Genomic DNA, 14,267 nt, shown 5'->3' with positions numbered 1-14,267 from the left:
CGCGTTTTGAACAAGGCAATGACGAATGTAAAAGCTATATCGGCCTGCTGATAATCAGAACTGGTATTTAATCTTGAGGCCGCCGCCGCCACCTTGGCGTTTGCCGATATAACCCTGTCCGCTAATGTCAACACTTAACGCTTTTATAGTGCTTATCGGGGTCATCGAAACACCTGCCTCGAATATGCCGGTGTCTCCCTCAAGTGAAGGTTTATCCAGTTTTAATTGATAAGCATATGCGCCAATTTTACCATCAAATTCATGATCGTAGGCGGCACCAACAAAAGGTTTGAACTGCTGGTTATAAGCCATCGTGTAGCGCGCGCCAATGCGAATGCGCGAACTGTCGGCATCGTCGAACCTGAGCTTGTCGACACCAATGTTAACGGTTTCGCTGTCAATCTTTGTCCATAGATAACGGGCATAAACATCAACCGAATTGCGTTCGTCAAAATTCATGACATAACCGACACCGCCATGCAGACCATAGTAGTCGGCACCGCTATCATATTTGCTGCTGCCGCCGGTAATTCCTAAAATATCATTGGTATCAAAATCGGTATCTATATGGCCAGCCCGGAATGACGCTTCGGCATAAAGGCCATCTGCCTGTCCGGCTTCGAGCTTGTCAACCAGACCAAGGCCGGTACCGGCAAAATCAATTCGCCCCAAAATACCGCCGCCTGTATAATGGGTATCGCCATCACCATGAACAGAGGCATAGGTTGCAAAACTGTTATAGGTGTCGTAAGTCCCACGACCATACTCAAAAAATGCCCCAAGTGTCACAGCGTGTTTATTGGCAATTTCAAACCCGCTAGCCAGACCAACAGCCATATTAAAGCCGTCTACATCGGCATGGCTACCCGTCTTGTAACGGTTGGAACTGCCGTCAATGACCAAAAATGGCATCAAATTCATATTCCAAGCCTTGTCAGCACCTTCAAGAACCGCAGCTTTTGCCGAGCGTATGCCCGAATTGGCAATAAGGTCTGCAGCCTGGTTCAAAAACCCGAGGGAAGCCACACGCCCTTCGGAAAAAGCTTTGGATCGCGGATTGATCCGTCCAGCCAGTTCATTACCGGGATTGTCTCCGCCATTACTGCCCGTATCTGTCATATCTGTCATATTGACAGCCGTCAGAACATAGCCATCTTTTTCCTGTTGCAATTTCATGTCATAAATAATGAAGTTGCCTTGGTGAACTTCCAAGCTGGGAACATCGGGCCCGTTTTTGGACTTGTCGATCAATGTTATTTTGTCGTTAACATGCAACCGGTTACCATCATTTAGCAATGAAACTGTATGGCTGGTTTTTGCCAGATCAACAGGATTTGTACCTGTAATATGGACAAGTGCATCATTGTTCACAACATTTTTTGGCAAAACCCAATTGTATTTTTCAAAATTATAGATGCCTGCCATGCTTCCGCGAAATTCATTCAGGTTTAGCGTATTGCCGGTAAAAACATCATTCGATGAAGCAGCCGCGTCATAGCCGCCATACACCGAACCGGAAATTTTGACGCTTTCTCCCATCAACGTCACAATGTTGTTCGTTGCCGAACTACCAGAAGATATGCCACCGAAAACATCTCCGGTAATTGTCGCATCCTCGATAGCAACATTATTTGCTATCGCCCCACCATTTTGGCTTTGACCGCCTATGACACTTTGTGCACTGCTTTTGGCCGATACTATCACCTTGTTTTCTGTTGCATCACCAAGTGAAGAAAACCCGCCTGTTACGCTTTTTTCGGCAATACCACCCCTCAACGCGACGGTGTTATTGATTGCATTGGTTGACGCCATTCCGCCATATATTATACCATTAACCGTCGCATCGGTAATAACCGCACTGTTGTTTGACGCCTCGCCAAGTGTTGAAAACCCCGCAAAAACATCAACAGTCCTGCCACCCGTCAAAAAAACTTTGTTAAAAGATGCCGCTCCAACGGATTTGCTTGATCCGCCAAAAATGCTATCTTTGACAGTGCTTTGTGTTATTGTCACTACATTATTCAACGCCGCACCGTTGGCCACACCGCCATAAATGCTACCGCCGACTGTTGCGCCCGTGATAGTGACCCTATTACCATCATCTTCATTTGTACCACCAGCAGTGCCAACGCCGTACTCAATTTGACCACCGTATACCTCACCGGTAACTTCGGTGTTTTCTTCAATGGTAACACTATTGCTTTTGGCTGATCTTGCTGTTTCCGAAGAACCGCCCGATTGGTACAGGTACCCACCGATAACTTGGCCTACTTTAGTATTTATAGGCCCTTTACTTGCTATATTAACATGGTTTCCCCACGCATCGCCATCCGCTGTAGCAAATCCCCCATAAATCATACTTTTTTCAATATTTGCACTATGAATGGTAACGGTGTTGTTATTGGTATCACCCAATCCCGAGGAAAAACCGCCATAAATTCTTGTCGTCGAAGAAAACTTACCGGACTCTATAAAAACGCTATTGCTATTTGCGGTTCCGTACTCGGCTAAGCCGCCGTAAAAATTACCTGATAAGGTAGTGTCCTTTACATAGACATAATTATTATTGGTATTTCCTGTATCGCCTTCTATACGCCCACCGTAAACATGGTTTTGAATTTTAGCGCCATTCAAAATAACTTTATTATTGCTGGCTTCGCCAAGACTATTTAAGCCACCTATAACGTTATAAGGCGAAACATAGTGAGTTTCATCAGTTTCATCAAACGATAAATTATTATCATTTGATACGGTAATAGTGTTATGCGATGACGAAGCTGTAGGATAAATAGATACATTAGCTCCATTAGGATCGAGATGAAGTTTGGCAGCATCTTCCGAAGTACCATTGTAAACAATATCCTCTGCATAGGCACTTGACGAAGTTGATAAGGATAAACATAGCATCAACGTGAAAGTTGAAACTTTCACCGTCACATATTTATTTATCATATTTCATTTTCTCCTAAACCGCATTCGCAAGTCTATTGCAGACGACTTTTTCTCAAATTGAATGAATCACCCCCTGTAAAACATAAAAATCAATTTCATTCAAGAGTGGGTGCGATTATAAAATGTAAAACCGCATTAAAGCGTTTTTTGTGAAAAACGTTCTAAAAAGGTCAATTACAAAGTTTTTCTTGCGGATAAGTTGTTTTTTTAACGATCACGTCTGTTATTCTGATTTTTAATCCATTTGACTGGTATGGCGGTAAGAAATTCAAGGCAGATTATAGCTATTTTTGATGAGCTCTTAAGCCATTATTCTTTTCGCTCTATTATGCTGTATTGCGCTACAGTGTAGCCATTCTAAAACCATGTTTTTTGATTTGCGCTTTTGCTCTTTTGCAGAAAATTACAGTTTTCCTGCATATGATCGAAGCGTGCCAACACGCCATATAAGCGCACGAACGCGTTTAAAAAGTCCGTACGCCAAAATAAAAGATGCGTAGAATTTAATTTGAAACGATACACCTGTCAAAGTGCTTGCCCCTGCTCATAGCAAATATCAAGCTGGCAAAATATCAAGCCCGGCAAAATTCCGATGGCAAAAGGTCACGGTTCTACATTGAGGATCAATTTTATTTTCTCCCTTCCGGTGATATTTAAAAACGGCCAGATACAAAATAACGCAAGTGGCAGATTTCCGATAAACGTTAAAACGAACAACCCGTTGACAATATTCAATAAAACATTGTGCATTCAACCGGTATTACCGGCAACAGCCTCTTTTTTATTTAAACAACTCATATTCTCGTCATATCGCGGTCGGTATTTCGTTTCGTGCGACGAAGAACGGTATTACCGCGATTGCTTCATTCCGGATTGAAGCAGGTGTCAGTTTAGAGCCTTGTTCGAGCGCAATGATTGTATAGTTCACCGGTTGCTGTCTGACGTCATCTTCGTAATGTGTTCGGAGGTTCAAGGAAAACGTCTGGAAAAAGGAATCCGAAACATGTGTCAAGCTTTAGATAATAAGGGGGAGGACTGTGTAAGCGTTGTATTCTACAATATGCATAACATCTGAATCCAATATATTGGATTCTTTGTTGATATGTCGTGTTATAAATAAAGAAATACTTTTCAATATTAATTGAATTACTTTCATCTCCAAATCAGCTCGTTTAGTGTTTATTAGCGTATTTTTCGAAAAAAAGCACACAAAGGATGCAGAAAACCAATTTTTATAAAGCTATAGCATTTTCGTTCTTTGTAATGTCTTCGTTATCTGTCAGCTGTGCGGAAGATCAGGAGACACCTGATTTACCAAAGGTACCTCAACGTAGCGAAAAGCTTGAAGACTTTGTTCCCGATTTTTGGAACATAGAATTTATCCGGCAAGACGATCTCAATAAAGATGGCCAATTGGATACGGTCATGGTTGTGAAAGATCGGGACGATGCAAACTTCATTCAGCCTAAGGATTGAGACTATTGCGCGCCGATTGATACCAATCCAAGAATATTGATCGTTTTATTCGCTGACGGGAAGAGCTGGTGACTTATCAAGCAGAACACTACTTTCATTCCGCGTGTTACCGCAAGTATGGATAGCCAAGACCCGTTCAACGGCGTAGTTTTTGGTGAAGTTTATGCGGGTAATGGCATCTTTGCTATCAGGATTGGCTGGTTCAGAACCTCATTGGGTTATAATGTCTATATATTTCGCTGGCAGGATAATGATTTTTATCTAATTGGACATGATGCTTATGAAAGGCATAGAATGACGGGGGAAGAAAGCACATCTAGTGATAATTTTTTGACCTGGCGCGAAAATACCGTCAGGGAAAACCCCGTGGAAGACGAAAAATCGGATAAAACGACTAAAAAATCGGTTTGGAAGCAGCTGAATAAGCAGCCGCTCTTGAAACTGGATCAAATTATTGAAGCGAACATTAACGATTATCTGTGCAAAGTCGACAATGACAAGTGAAACCGATAACAGTCGCATCGACAAAAAACCACAATGACAGCCTTGCAATATTGCCTCTGCCCCACTGGCTAGTACCACGGTAACCTAAAACCTCCCAATGTGGAAAAATGGTCACCGGCATGAAAGCAAAAGAATAGAAGATGCACAATTAGCGCATGCTTCACATAGCGCGTTTCTTGATGCATCAAAGACACGAATGATTGGCATAGGATGGAATGGGTGTTTCTCTCGTGACAAATATCGCCGGCATGGCTGAAATGATTATATTTCACCTCTTGTCCATGCTAGGGGTAGAATTCATTACTCAGGATAAAAGATGGCAGCAGGGACGATGCATATAATCGAGAAAAAGCTGTGTTCACATCGGTTATAGCGTGTCGCAATGCGCTGCCTGTCTTTGATTTTGGTGCTATCATCCATCAGTTCACATCACATCGGATTCAATATTGCGAAAGCGGCAGCAAGCGGAAGGCAAAGAGCCCATGAAAAATACCACATGGAATTTCCTTTCAAAAGTAGCAATCAATAGGATTTTGTTTCCTTCGATTGTTTTGATGCTGACTTTTCCGCAGTTTATTTCATTTATAGAATTAATTTCATTTTTTCTTTGTGATCGCAGGTTTGTGTCTTCTCTATCAAGCAAAACATATGGAGACGGAAATTGGCTATTTCTTTCTTGTGAGCTGTTTAAAAGACATCTTCATATATTTCAAAAATTTGGCCATCATTGCGCATGTAAATCTCTTTGAAAGTTTTCATTTCAGGTGGTTTTTAACTGCCAACAAGCTCCATCAGGCCTATTCCATTTTTGAAAATGACATGCTTGCCGACGCTCTAGCGTTATATCTGTAACTTGTTGAGATTATTTATTATCTCTTGGCTGAAAGCGGATTAACGCGCGAAATTTTTTTCGTGAGTATAAAATATAAAACAGAGCATTCCGTGGTGCTCTGTTTCCATCTCAAAAAATCTTGTGAACTATGTTTAAACACAAAGCGTACGTTAAATGCAGTGCCTTCATAACATTTGAGACGGCCACGTCTCTTTTGTTTTTATCTAAAACCTCAATTTCCTTTCATAACAAATGGTTCTCTCCTGTTGAATAGTTCAAAAAATAAACGCTGTATTCATAAAACGAACATTTTACTTGACATGTTTATAAACTTGTTATGTTTTAAATTTGAACGTAACGTTCATATATTGATCATTTTGAGGAGCTTGTGATCAATCGCGCTGAGGAGATTTGGAGTGATCCCTCATCGTGTGGAGTTCAAAAAGTGGAGGAATTATTATGACAACTGCTCATGTTGAGGAGGCTTTGCGTCCACCTGTGGACGGAGCTGCGATCAAACGTAGTAAATTTATTAAAAAGCTTACATTCTTGATCTCTGGCGGAATGTTTATTGATGGCTTTATACTTGGCTGCATTGGCATTGTTATGCCTGCGATCACTCATGATTTAGGCCTGTCTTTGACATGGCAGGGTCTCATCGGCGCGTCAGCATTGATCGGCATTCTGATTGGCAGCCCGTTAGGTGGCTATCTCGCGGATCGTATTGGTAGAAAACCTATGTTTGCAGTCGATCTCGCTATATTTCTAGTTGGTTCTTTTCTACAGTTTTTTGTCACCGATGCATGGCAACTTTTTGCCGTTCGCCTCTTTATGGGGATTGCTATTGGTGCTGATTATTCTATTGGCTGGCCATTATTGGCCGAATTTGCCCCCGCGCGTATGCGTGGTAAATTATTATGTATCCAAGAAGTGGGTTGGTATGCCGGTTATTTGATTTCCTATGCTCTTGGTTGGCTTCTTACAGTCTCTGAAACCGCTAATTGGAATGTTATTTTAGGTCTAAGCACAATACCGACATTTATTGTTTTCATCATGCGTTTAGGGTCTCCTGAATCGCCTCGATGGTTGATGAGCAAAGGACGCAAGCAAGAAGCTTTGACCATTGCCGAAGAATTTATGGAAAAAGAAGAACAGGACGACTTGCACAAGCAAGAGTTTAGTGGAAAGCATGGGTTTCGTGAACTTTTTATACCTCAGAATATCCGTGTAACCATATTCGTTTCTATCTTTTGGGTTTGCAATGTCACGCCATATTTTGCCATCGGAACATTTGTTCCCGTTGTTCTGGAACAGCTTGGTATGAAAGATGGTTTGACTGGCGGGCTTGTTCTTAATTTTGTTGCATTTTTGGGCACGATCGTTGCCGCCTTTCTCATCGAGAGGGTCGGGCGCAGAAAACTTGCCATTCCGCCCTTTTATATTTCAACGGTAGCCTTTCTGGTACTGGCTCTGTTTGCATCAGCTTCGGTGACTTTGATTGTTTTTTGCGTTCTCGTTTTTTCATTAACCAATGCCATTTCGACAACATTGACCGGAGTTTATCCTGGTGAAATTTTTCCAACAGAAATCTGCGGTGTCGGCGTTGGTTTTTCTGCGGCCATGTCACGTATAGGGGCTGCCATTGGTACCTTCTTCATGCCAATGGCTGTTGTTTATATTGGTATTTCCTGGACTATGATCATTGCTGCGGGCATCTGCCTGATTGGTGGTGTTGTATCACAGCTCTTGGCACCTGAAACAACAGGTAAACAGCTTAGCGAGACTGTCGGTTCACCTAGTACCGCACCAATCATTGAAGCTAAAACTATAGAATATAGCTGAACTTAAATCATTTGCGTCCTATTCTCTTTATCCAATAGGGCGCAAATATTCTTTCAATATCTATCTATAGAATTTTTCATATTCCTATCGACATTTTACCTCTTAGAAGCTTTATGGTATGCCTCGACAAATGTCTGCATTCCAGAAAGTTACATAGAGGATCAATTTGCCGTGTCCGACGATACCGTTATAGTCAGTGATGATGCCGAAACACCTGATCTCATCAATAAGTCAGTGATCAAGGCAACAGTCATCCTTGAAGAGCTTGGCCGCCATGTTGAAGGCGTGACACCAACGGAATTAGCGCAATATGTCAAAATGTCCCGTCCGACAGTTTTTCGGCTTCTTCTAAGCCTTGAACAAAACGGTTTCGTTGAGCGTAGCGATAATAAATATAAGCTGGGGTGGAAAATTGCGCGCCTCGGCAGACTTGCCAATCCGTATAAAGGCATGATTGCAATTATCCAACCCATTTTAAAAACATTGGCTGAAAACGTGAATGAAATGGTCGGTTATGCTGTGGCGAAGGGCGGGGCAGATTTTGACTTGATTAGCGAGGCGCACGGCTCTCGCTTGATCACTCTTATTCGTGGCTATGTTGGTCGGGACTTTCCCATTTATGCCAGTGCGACAGGTAAGTTTGTTCTATCCGAAATGAGTGATGAGGATGTTGTAGCTCTCTTGCCCAAAAAATTTTCTAAAGTTGCCAGTAAAACAATTACAGACAGACAAAAGCTGATCGAGGAACTCCATCTTATCCGCAGCCAAGGCTATGCTGTTGTTGATGATGAATTGGAAGAAAGTCTTTTTGCAATGGGTGTTGGTGTCTACGATAAGACAGGGCAATTCATCGGCGTTTTATCAGTTACTGGTCCAAGCCCACGTATGAAACAACGTGATATTAACGACATTTTAACACCTCTGCATCAAACCGCGAAGCTTATTGCAGAGGCGTTGGCGTAAAAGTCGTTGTTATTTGCGGGCAGGTTCATACCGGAACGAGATTTCACCCCATCCCTTAAAGCGTCCCGTAACTTTTTTCTTTGGTTCAAGGGCAACTGCGGCAAGACAGCTGCCGGGAAGTATCACATCGCCTTTTTTGAATGTGATGCCATATTCGGCAACACGATGACAAAGCCACATAATAGCGGCAACAGGATTGCCATAAACTGCAGCTGTATTACCCTGTTCAACCAAATCATCATCAAAGTAGATTTCGCCCCTGGTGTCTGCCAGATTAAGTTGGTCAAGTGTGCGCGGTTGCGCACTTAATATAATTGCTCCAACTGAACCGCCATCTGCAAGCGTTTCAAAAATATCGATTTTCCAATCCTTGATGCGAGAATCAATAATTTCAATCGCCGGCAAGACATAATCGGTTGCAGAAATAACATCGGCAACAGTGACATATTTTCCACCCAAGTCCTTTTTTAGAACAAAAGCGGGTTCCAGTTCTGCATAAGGTTGAATGAACTGGTCAGCATAGAGCGGAAGGTTTTCCGGTTTAAAATAGCTATGCAATAACGGGCCGAAATCGGGTTGACCAACACCAAATTTATTTTGCATGGCCTTGGCAATATTACCCAACTTGAAGCCAACCACCTTATCTCCGGCAAGGACACGTCGACGCACGATTTCATGTTGTATCGACATGGCATCATGGATCGTCGGGGCTTCATTTGCCTCAACGAGCCGCTCCAATGGTGTGAATGTATCACGAGCGTGAATGATACGATCTGCAATGTTTTCAATATCAATATTCATTATGCGCTCATCCTTTTTTGGTCACCCAAATGCCAAATCTCCATGGAAGCCAAAAGCTCGCGCGGATCCCAGACAACCCATTCCTCGACGATCTGGCCATCGCGATGGCGCATGAAAGAGGCTCCATGCACAGTCACCTCACGCTGGGTTGCAGGTACATCCATAAATGTTCCGGTGTGTTTTGCCTGCGTGCGCCAATGCAAAGCAACGAAATCACCTTCATCAATGGCGTGAAGAATATCGACGTTGAATTCTCCAAAAGCCGAATGCGAATCTTCAATCTGTTTCAACATTTCCGGAAGGCTAACTGTGTCTCCGCTTTTGGAATGACGTACATAGTTTTTTGACACCAGTTCCTCGAAAGCTTTTGTTTCACCTTTACCCCATGCACGCATCCATGCATCCGAAATGCGCGACAACATTTCCTGCCTTTTTGAAGTGGATGTTTTGGTTTGCGGCTCAAGCGTTGTGCAGGCCCCAAGTTTGCCTTCACTGAAAACGAGTGCGTGTTTGAAACCCGTTTCAATTCGGGCAATAGAACCGACAATCACAAAATGATCGCCGGCAACCACTTCCGAACGTACGTGGCAATCAACCCATGCTGTAGCATTCGGTATTCTCGGTGTTCCAATCGCGCTCAGGCGATAGTCAATATTTTTGAATTTATCATCGCCCTTTTTGCCCAAGGCACTGCAAACATCATTTTGGTCACTTGCTAAAATATTGGCAGTGAATTTTCCTTGCGCGCGCAGTGCCGGCCAAGTGCTCGACCCCTTGCCGACCGAGAAAGTCACCAATGGCGGATCAAGCGAAAGCGATTGGAAGGTGCCGACAATCAGTCCGGACGGCTTATTATCAGCTGTCATTCCGGTAATGGCAACAACGCCTGTTGGAAGAAGACTGAACAATTTGCGCTGGTCATCGGCAGTGAAAGCGGATGTAGCCTTATCTGTCATAGCGGTCATCGTTTTTCTCCCTTACGCAACATTGCTTTGTGCTTCGGCAAACTGTCTGCGATATTTCGCACCAGGATGATCTTCAGCGAGACGCTTTTGGCCACCACCAAAAACATTCTCACGCAAAGTGTTGCCTTCATAGTGAGTGCGCATAAGACCGCGTCGTTGCAATTCAGGCACTACATAGTCGGCGAAATTCTTGATATCCTGATATTTAATGGCATGCCCAAGATTAAATCCGTCAATGCCGGTGTCTTCCACCCAGGATAGCAATTCATCGGCGACTTTTTGTGGTCCACCAACAATTACCGGTGCCGTGCCACCGATGCCGACATATTCGGCAATATCGCGCGGCGTCCATTCCTTGGTTGGATCCATTTTTGAAAATATATCAACCATTGTCTGACCGGCATTGGTCTTGACATGACGCAGTGGTACATCCGGATCAAATGTCGACATATCCAAACCGGACCAACCGCTATAGCGGGCCATTGCACCTTCATAATTGACAAGTTTGCGATAGTCTTCATACCGGGCTTGTGCTTCTTCATCTGTCGCACCGGTGACAACCGTCATCATCTGGACAACGGCAATATGATGGGGATTGCGTCCGGCTTTTGCAGTTTGTTCGCGCAAATTATCCACCTGCTTTTTCAAACCTAGTTTGGACGTTGCATTCATGAAAACGGCTTCTGCTGTTGCCGCTGCTAAAGCGACACCACGGCTTGAGCCGCCAGCTTGGAAAATCACCGGTGTGCGTTGCGGAGAAGGTTCACATAAACCAATGCCCGGAACAGAAAAATGCTCGCCCTTATGGTGTATTTCATGAACCAACGCAGGATCGGCATATATGCCGCGTGCTTTATCAGCGGGAGCTGCATTTTCTTCCCATGATGCTTCCCAAAGTTTAAGTGCCACATCAATAAATTCTTCAGCAAGTGCATAACGGTCATCATGGGCGCGTTGCACACCGGTACCAAGGTTACGAGCAGCACTATCAGAATAGGATGTCACGACATTCCATCCGATGCGGCCATTCGTCAGGTGATCGAGTGTGGAAAATTTACGTGCCAAAGAATAAGGATGGTCATAAGATGTCGTGGACGTCACGCCAAAGCCCAGATTTTTGGTTACAGATGCCATAGCCGGAATAATATAGGCAGGGTCATTTGTCGGAATTTGTGCGCCATCGCGTAAAGCCGCATCGACACTGCCTTTATAAACATCGTGGTAGCCGACATTATCGGCAAAGAAAATACCATCGAAGCAAGCATTCTCCAACAGTTTTGCGTATTCGACCCAAAAAGCAACAGACTTGTATTCACTGCCCCTATCTTCAGGATGGCGCCATAAACCGGCAGATAAATGTGCAGGCCCCGAAAAATCGAAAGCAAATAGTTTCATCGGTTTTGTCATGATTTCCTCCCAGAAATAAAGTTCAATTTTTGAACGTGATGGTTGACAATTGAACAAAACTTAAAATAAGCTTCTTATTACGTCAAGTGGCTAGTTTAAAATGTGCGAATTTTTATAGTGCTGTTGTCAGTGAGAATAAGGGAGGATGATTTTATGCTATTGACAGGAGAGTTATTGATTGGTGGTAAGAGCCATATGGGAACCGCTGGTTCTTTTGAAGCTATCGAGGCCGCAACGGGGGGTAAACTTAAAGGCAGTTTTGGTGGCGCAACTCTTGATGATCTTGATGAAGCAACCAAATTGGCATGGGCTGCTTTTCCGATCTATCGCGAGACCGGTTTGGAGCAACGCGCAGCTTTTTTGGAAAAGATTGCCGAACTGATTGCCAATACGAGTGATGAATTGATTGTTCGTACGATGGCCGAAACAGGTTTGTCGCGACTTCGCCTTGAAGGCGAACGCATGCGCACGGTCAATCAACTTAAAATGTTTGCAGAAGAAGTGCGCTCGGGTCGTTTTCTTGATCGCCGTGATGATAAAGGTGATCCAACACGTGTGCCTCTCCCCAAACCGGATTTGAAGTTCCGGAATATCGGCATTGGTCCTGTTGCGGTCTTTGGTGCGTCGAATTTCCCTTTCGCCTTTTCTGTTGCAGGTGGTGACACTGCAGCAGCCTTGGCGGCTGGTTGCCCGGTCGTTGTCAAAGCCCATTCTGCCCATCCGGGGACTTCGGAGGTGATCGGTCGTTGTATTCAGCAAGCTGTTCGTGAGTGTGGGTTGCCGGTAGGTGTTTTTGCAATGTTGCACACAACAACCCGTGAGGTTGCGCAGGCTTTGGTAGCGGATGCGCGTATTCGTGCCGTCGGCTTTACAGGTTCGCGTAGTGGCGGTCTCGCCTTTATGGAAATTGCGGCAAAGCGCAAACAACCAATACCGGTTTATGCTGAAATGAGCAGTATCAATCCGGTTCTTGTGTTGCCGGAAGCTTTACGGAGTGATTGGGAGGCTATTGCGAGCGCATTTGTTGGAGCTTTGACAATGGGGGCCGGCCAATTCTGTACCAATCCGGGTTTGATCTTGGCAATTGAAGGGAAAGGGTTGGATGCATTTATTGAAAAAGCTTGTGAAGTGATTAGTACTCAGGCACCACAAACCATGTTGACACCGGACATAGCCAAAGCCTATCGCAAGGGTGTTTCGGCTCTTTCCGGCAACTCCAAGGCGAAGAAAATAGCTGAAGGACAAAAATCGAATGAGTTTCAGTGTCAGGCCGTTTTGTTTGAAACCAGAGCTTCCGACTTTATGGCCGACCATGCTATGCAAGATGAAATGTTTGGTTCAGCCAGTCTGGTGGTACGGTGCAAGGACAAGTCAGAACTTATTGCCGTTCTTGAACATCTTGAAGGCCAGTTAACGATTGCGGTTCATATGCGTGACGGTGACAATGCCTTAGCAAAAGAGCTTCTTCCCTTATTGGAAGTCACTGCCGGACGTTTGTTGGTCAACGGCTTTGGCACAGGTGTCGAGGTGTCTCCGGCCATGGTGCATGGCGGGCCTTTTCCATCCACGTCGGATGGCCGCTCAACCTCGGTTGGTACGGCTGCGATTTATCGCTTCTTACGCCCCGTCTGCTATCAAAATTTTGCAAGCGATGTCTTGCCCGCACTCCTTAAATAAAGAACTACGCCGGTATTGTGCCGTCGTATTTGTTTCTTCAGTTATCAAATGTCTGGTCTGAACGCGGTGGTATTCGGCACTCGTTCAAACGCATGGTAATAGCCACAATTATTGCGAATATTGACCACTATAAGTTTGATGTTTTTTCGCAATAGGACGTGCGTAATATCTGCAATCTTTCCAGCAATCAGGTTCTTGCGCTGCGAACTTAATTTATTTGAAGTTTGCAACGAGAGATAAGGCGCAATTACCACCAATATTTTGGCCAGTTTTTACCCGCCCCGATGTTGTTCACAACGAATGCAATAGCAACAAGAATGATAGAGCCAAGAAAAACAGGTGCGAATAAAAATGACCAACCGGGACAACTCGCCAAAAACACGACTATTGGATCCGCGCTGGCGGGAGCATGAATGGTTCTGGTGAACTGCATGAGACCTATAGCCAAACCGACAGCAAGACCCGTTTCCCAAACCCCGTGACCGATCAGGTGGAAAACAGCCAAGCCTACGAATGTCGAAAGAAGATGACCGCCTATCACGCTTCTAGGCTGCGCCAGCGGAGATTCGGGCAATGCGTAGAGCAATACGCATGTGGCACCAAAGGGAGCCATGATGAGCGGAACATGATAATGTCCGGCCATAAATGCCAAAATCGATATGCTGACCATGCCACCGGCAAATCCTGTCAGAATTTGCAATGACGAAGGTCTGGCCGGTGCTTTCGAGGTAAGAAAAAACGTCATTCGGCTTTTGGGGGCGTCGGTAAGATCACTCATTTAGCTATTTCTCCGGTAAGGGGTTGAATTTTTAATAAGAATGAGACTAATGTAATACTTAACAGACCTG

The 14,267-nt window shown here is 44.3% G+C and carries 10 protein-coding genes and 1 pseudogene; 5 read left to right on the top strand and 6 right to left on the bottom strand.

Annotated features, from left to right (window positions below; translation table 11 throughout):
• Positions 1-54: 54 nt before the first annotated feature.
• Entirely contained in the window at positions 55-2,952 is a 2,898-nt protein-coding gene (locus tag BBC0122_RS10615) for an autotransporter outer membrane beta-barrel domain-containing protein (RefSeq protein WP_077993684.1), read from the bottom strand.
• A gap of 1,215 nt (positions 2,953-4,167) precedes the next feature.
• Here BBC0122_RS10615 and BBC0122_RS10605 point away from each other — a divergent pair.
• Positions 4,168-4,428, top strand: coding sequence for a hypothetical protein (locus tag BBC0122_RS10605; RefSeq protein WP_077993680.1), 261 nt, complete (start codon positions 4,168-4,170; stop codon positions 4,426-4,428).
• Between the two features lie 117 nt (positions 4,429-4,545).
• Positions 4,546-4,932 (top strand): hypothetical protein, encoded by a 387-nt coding sequence (locus BBC0122_RS10600; protein WP_077993678.1) that lies wholly within the window; start codon positions 4,546-4,548, stop codon positions 4,930-4,932.
• Positions 4,933-5,364: 432 nt separating this feature from the next.
• On the opposite strand, the pseudogene cydX reads toward BBC0122_RS10600, so the two are convergent.
• Positions 5,365-5,430: pseudogene (gene cydX, locus BBC0122_RS10595) on the bottom strand (cytochrome bd-I oxidase subunit CydX); the annotation flags it as partial.
• 793 nt (positions 5,431-6,223) lie between these two features.
• Between cydX and BBC0122_RS10585 the strand changes: the two are divergent.
• Both BBC0122_RS10585 and BBC0122_RS10580 read left to right on the top strand, forming a co-directional pair.
• Positions 6,224-7,606, top strand: coding sequence for an MFS transporter (locus BBC0122_RS10585; RefSeq protein WP_077993674.1), 1,383 nt, complete (start codon positions 6,224-6,226; stop codon positions 7,604-7,606).
• Between the two features lie 171 nt (positions 7,607-7,777).
• Entirely contained in the window at positions 7,778-8,569 is a 792-nt protein-coding gene (locus tag BBC0122_RS10580; RefSeq protein WP_149866694.1) for an IclR family transcriptional regulator, read from the top strand.
• Between the two features lie 9 nt (positions 8,570-8,578).
• On the opposite strand, the gene BBC0122_RS10575 is transcribed toward BBC0122_RS10580, so the two are convergent.
• From BBC0122_RS10575 to BBC0122_RS10565, 3 genes are read right to left on the bottom strand one after another with little or no spacing between them, the layout of a single operon-like run.
• Complete coding sequence (locus tag BBC0122_RS10575) at positions 8,579-9,370, bottom strand: 2-keto-4-pentenoate hydratase (RefSeq protein ID WP_077993670.1); 792 nt, start codon at positions 9,368-9,370, stop codon at positions 8,579-8,581.
• Positions 9,370-10,335: a flavin reductase gene (locus BBC0122_RS10570; protein ID WP_210188142.1), complete on the bottom strand. Its 966-nt coding sequence runs from the start codon at positions 10,333-10,335 to the stop codon at positions 9,370-9,372. Before BBC0122_RS10570 ends, BBC0122_RS10575 begins: the two co-directional genes overlap by 1 nt.
• Positions 10,336-10,347: 12 nt before the next feature.
• Positions 10,348-11,742 (bottom strand): LLM class flavin-dependent oxidoreductase, encoded by a 1,395-nt coding sequence (locus BBC0122_RS10565; RefSeq protein WP_077993668.1) that lies wholly within the window; start codon positions 11,740-11,742, stop codon positions 10,348-10,350.
• 153 nt (positions 11,743-11,895) lie between these two features.
• On the opposite strand from BBC0122_RS10565, the gene BBC0122_RS10560 reads away from it, so the two are divergent.
• Positions 11,896-13,419, top strand: a complete 1,524-nt coding sequence (locus BBC0122_RS10560; protein WP_077993666.1) for an aldehyde dehydrogenase (NADP(+)) — start codon at positions 11,896-11,898, stop codon at positions 13,417-13,419.
• A 247-nt stretch (positions 13,420-13,666) separates the two neighbouring features.
• Here BBC0122_RS10560 and BBC0122_RS10555 read toward each other — a convergent pair whose 3' ends face one another.
• Positions 13,667-14,197 (bottom strand): HPP family protein, encoded by a 531-nt coding sequence (locus BBC0122_RS10555; RefSeq protein ID WP_077993664.1) that lies wholly within the window; start codon positions 14,195-14,197, stop codon positions 13,667-13,669.
• Positions 14,198-14,267: the final 70 nt, after the last annotated feature.

The organism is Ditibartonella choladocola (assembly GCF_002007565.1).
Taxonomy (GTDB): domain Bacteria; phylum Pseudomonadota; class Alphaproteobacteria; order Rhizobiales; family Rhizobiaceae; genus Bartonella; species Bartonella choladocola.
The sequence above is the reverse complement of the archived record's forward strand: the minus strand, read 5'-3'. Positions and strand labels throughout refer to the sequence as shown.

Excerpts from the sequence above, each read along its gene's own strand:
- BBC0122_RS10575 (WP_077993670.1), bottom strand. The coding sequence starts at position 9,370 with ATGAATATTGATATTGAAAACATTGCAGATCGTATCATTCACGCTCGT.
- BBC0122_RS10600 (WP_077993678.1), top strand. The coding sequence starts at position 4,546 with ATGGATAGCCAAGACCCGTTCAACGGCGTAGTTTTTGGTGAAGTTTAT.
- BBC0122_RS10615 (WP_077993684.1), bottom strand. The coding sequence starts at position 2,952 with ATGATAAATAAATATGTGACGGTGAAAGTTTCAACTTTCACGTTGATG.
- BBC0122_RS10565 (WP_077993668.1), bottom strand. The coding sequence starts at position 11,742 with ATGACAAAACCGATGAAACTATTTGCTTTCGATTTTTCGGGGCCTGCA.
- BBC0122_RS10570 (WP_210188142.1), bottom strand. The coding sequence starts at position 10,335 with ATGACCGCTATGACAGATAAGGCTACATCCGCTTTCACTGCCGATGAC.
- BBC0122_RS10560 (WP_077993666.1), top strand. The coding sequence starts at position 11,896 with ATGCTATTGACAGGAGAGTTATTGATTGGTGGTAAGAGCCATATGGGA.
- BBC0122_RS10605 (WP_077993680.1), top strand. The coding sequence starts at position 4,168 with ATGCAGAAAACCAATTTTTATAAAGCTATAGCATTTTCGTTCTTTGTA.
- BBC0122_RS10585 (WP_077993674.1), top strand. The coding sequence starts at position 6,224 with ATGACAACTGCTCATGTTGAGGAGGCTTTGCGTCCACCTGTGGACGGA.
- BBC0122_RS10555 (WP_077993664.1), bottom strand. The coding sequence starts at position 14,197 with ATGAGTGATCTTACCGACGCCCCCAAAAGCCGAATGACGTTTTTTCTT.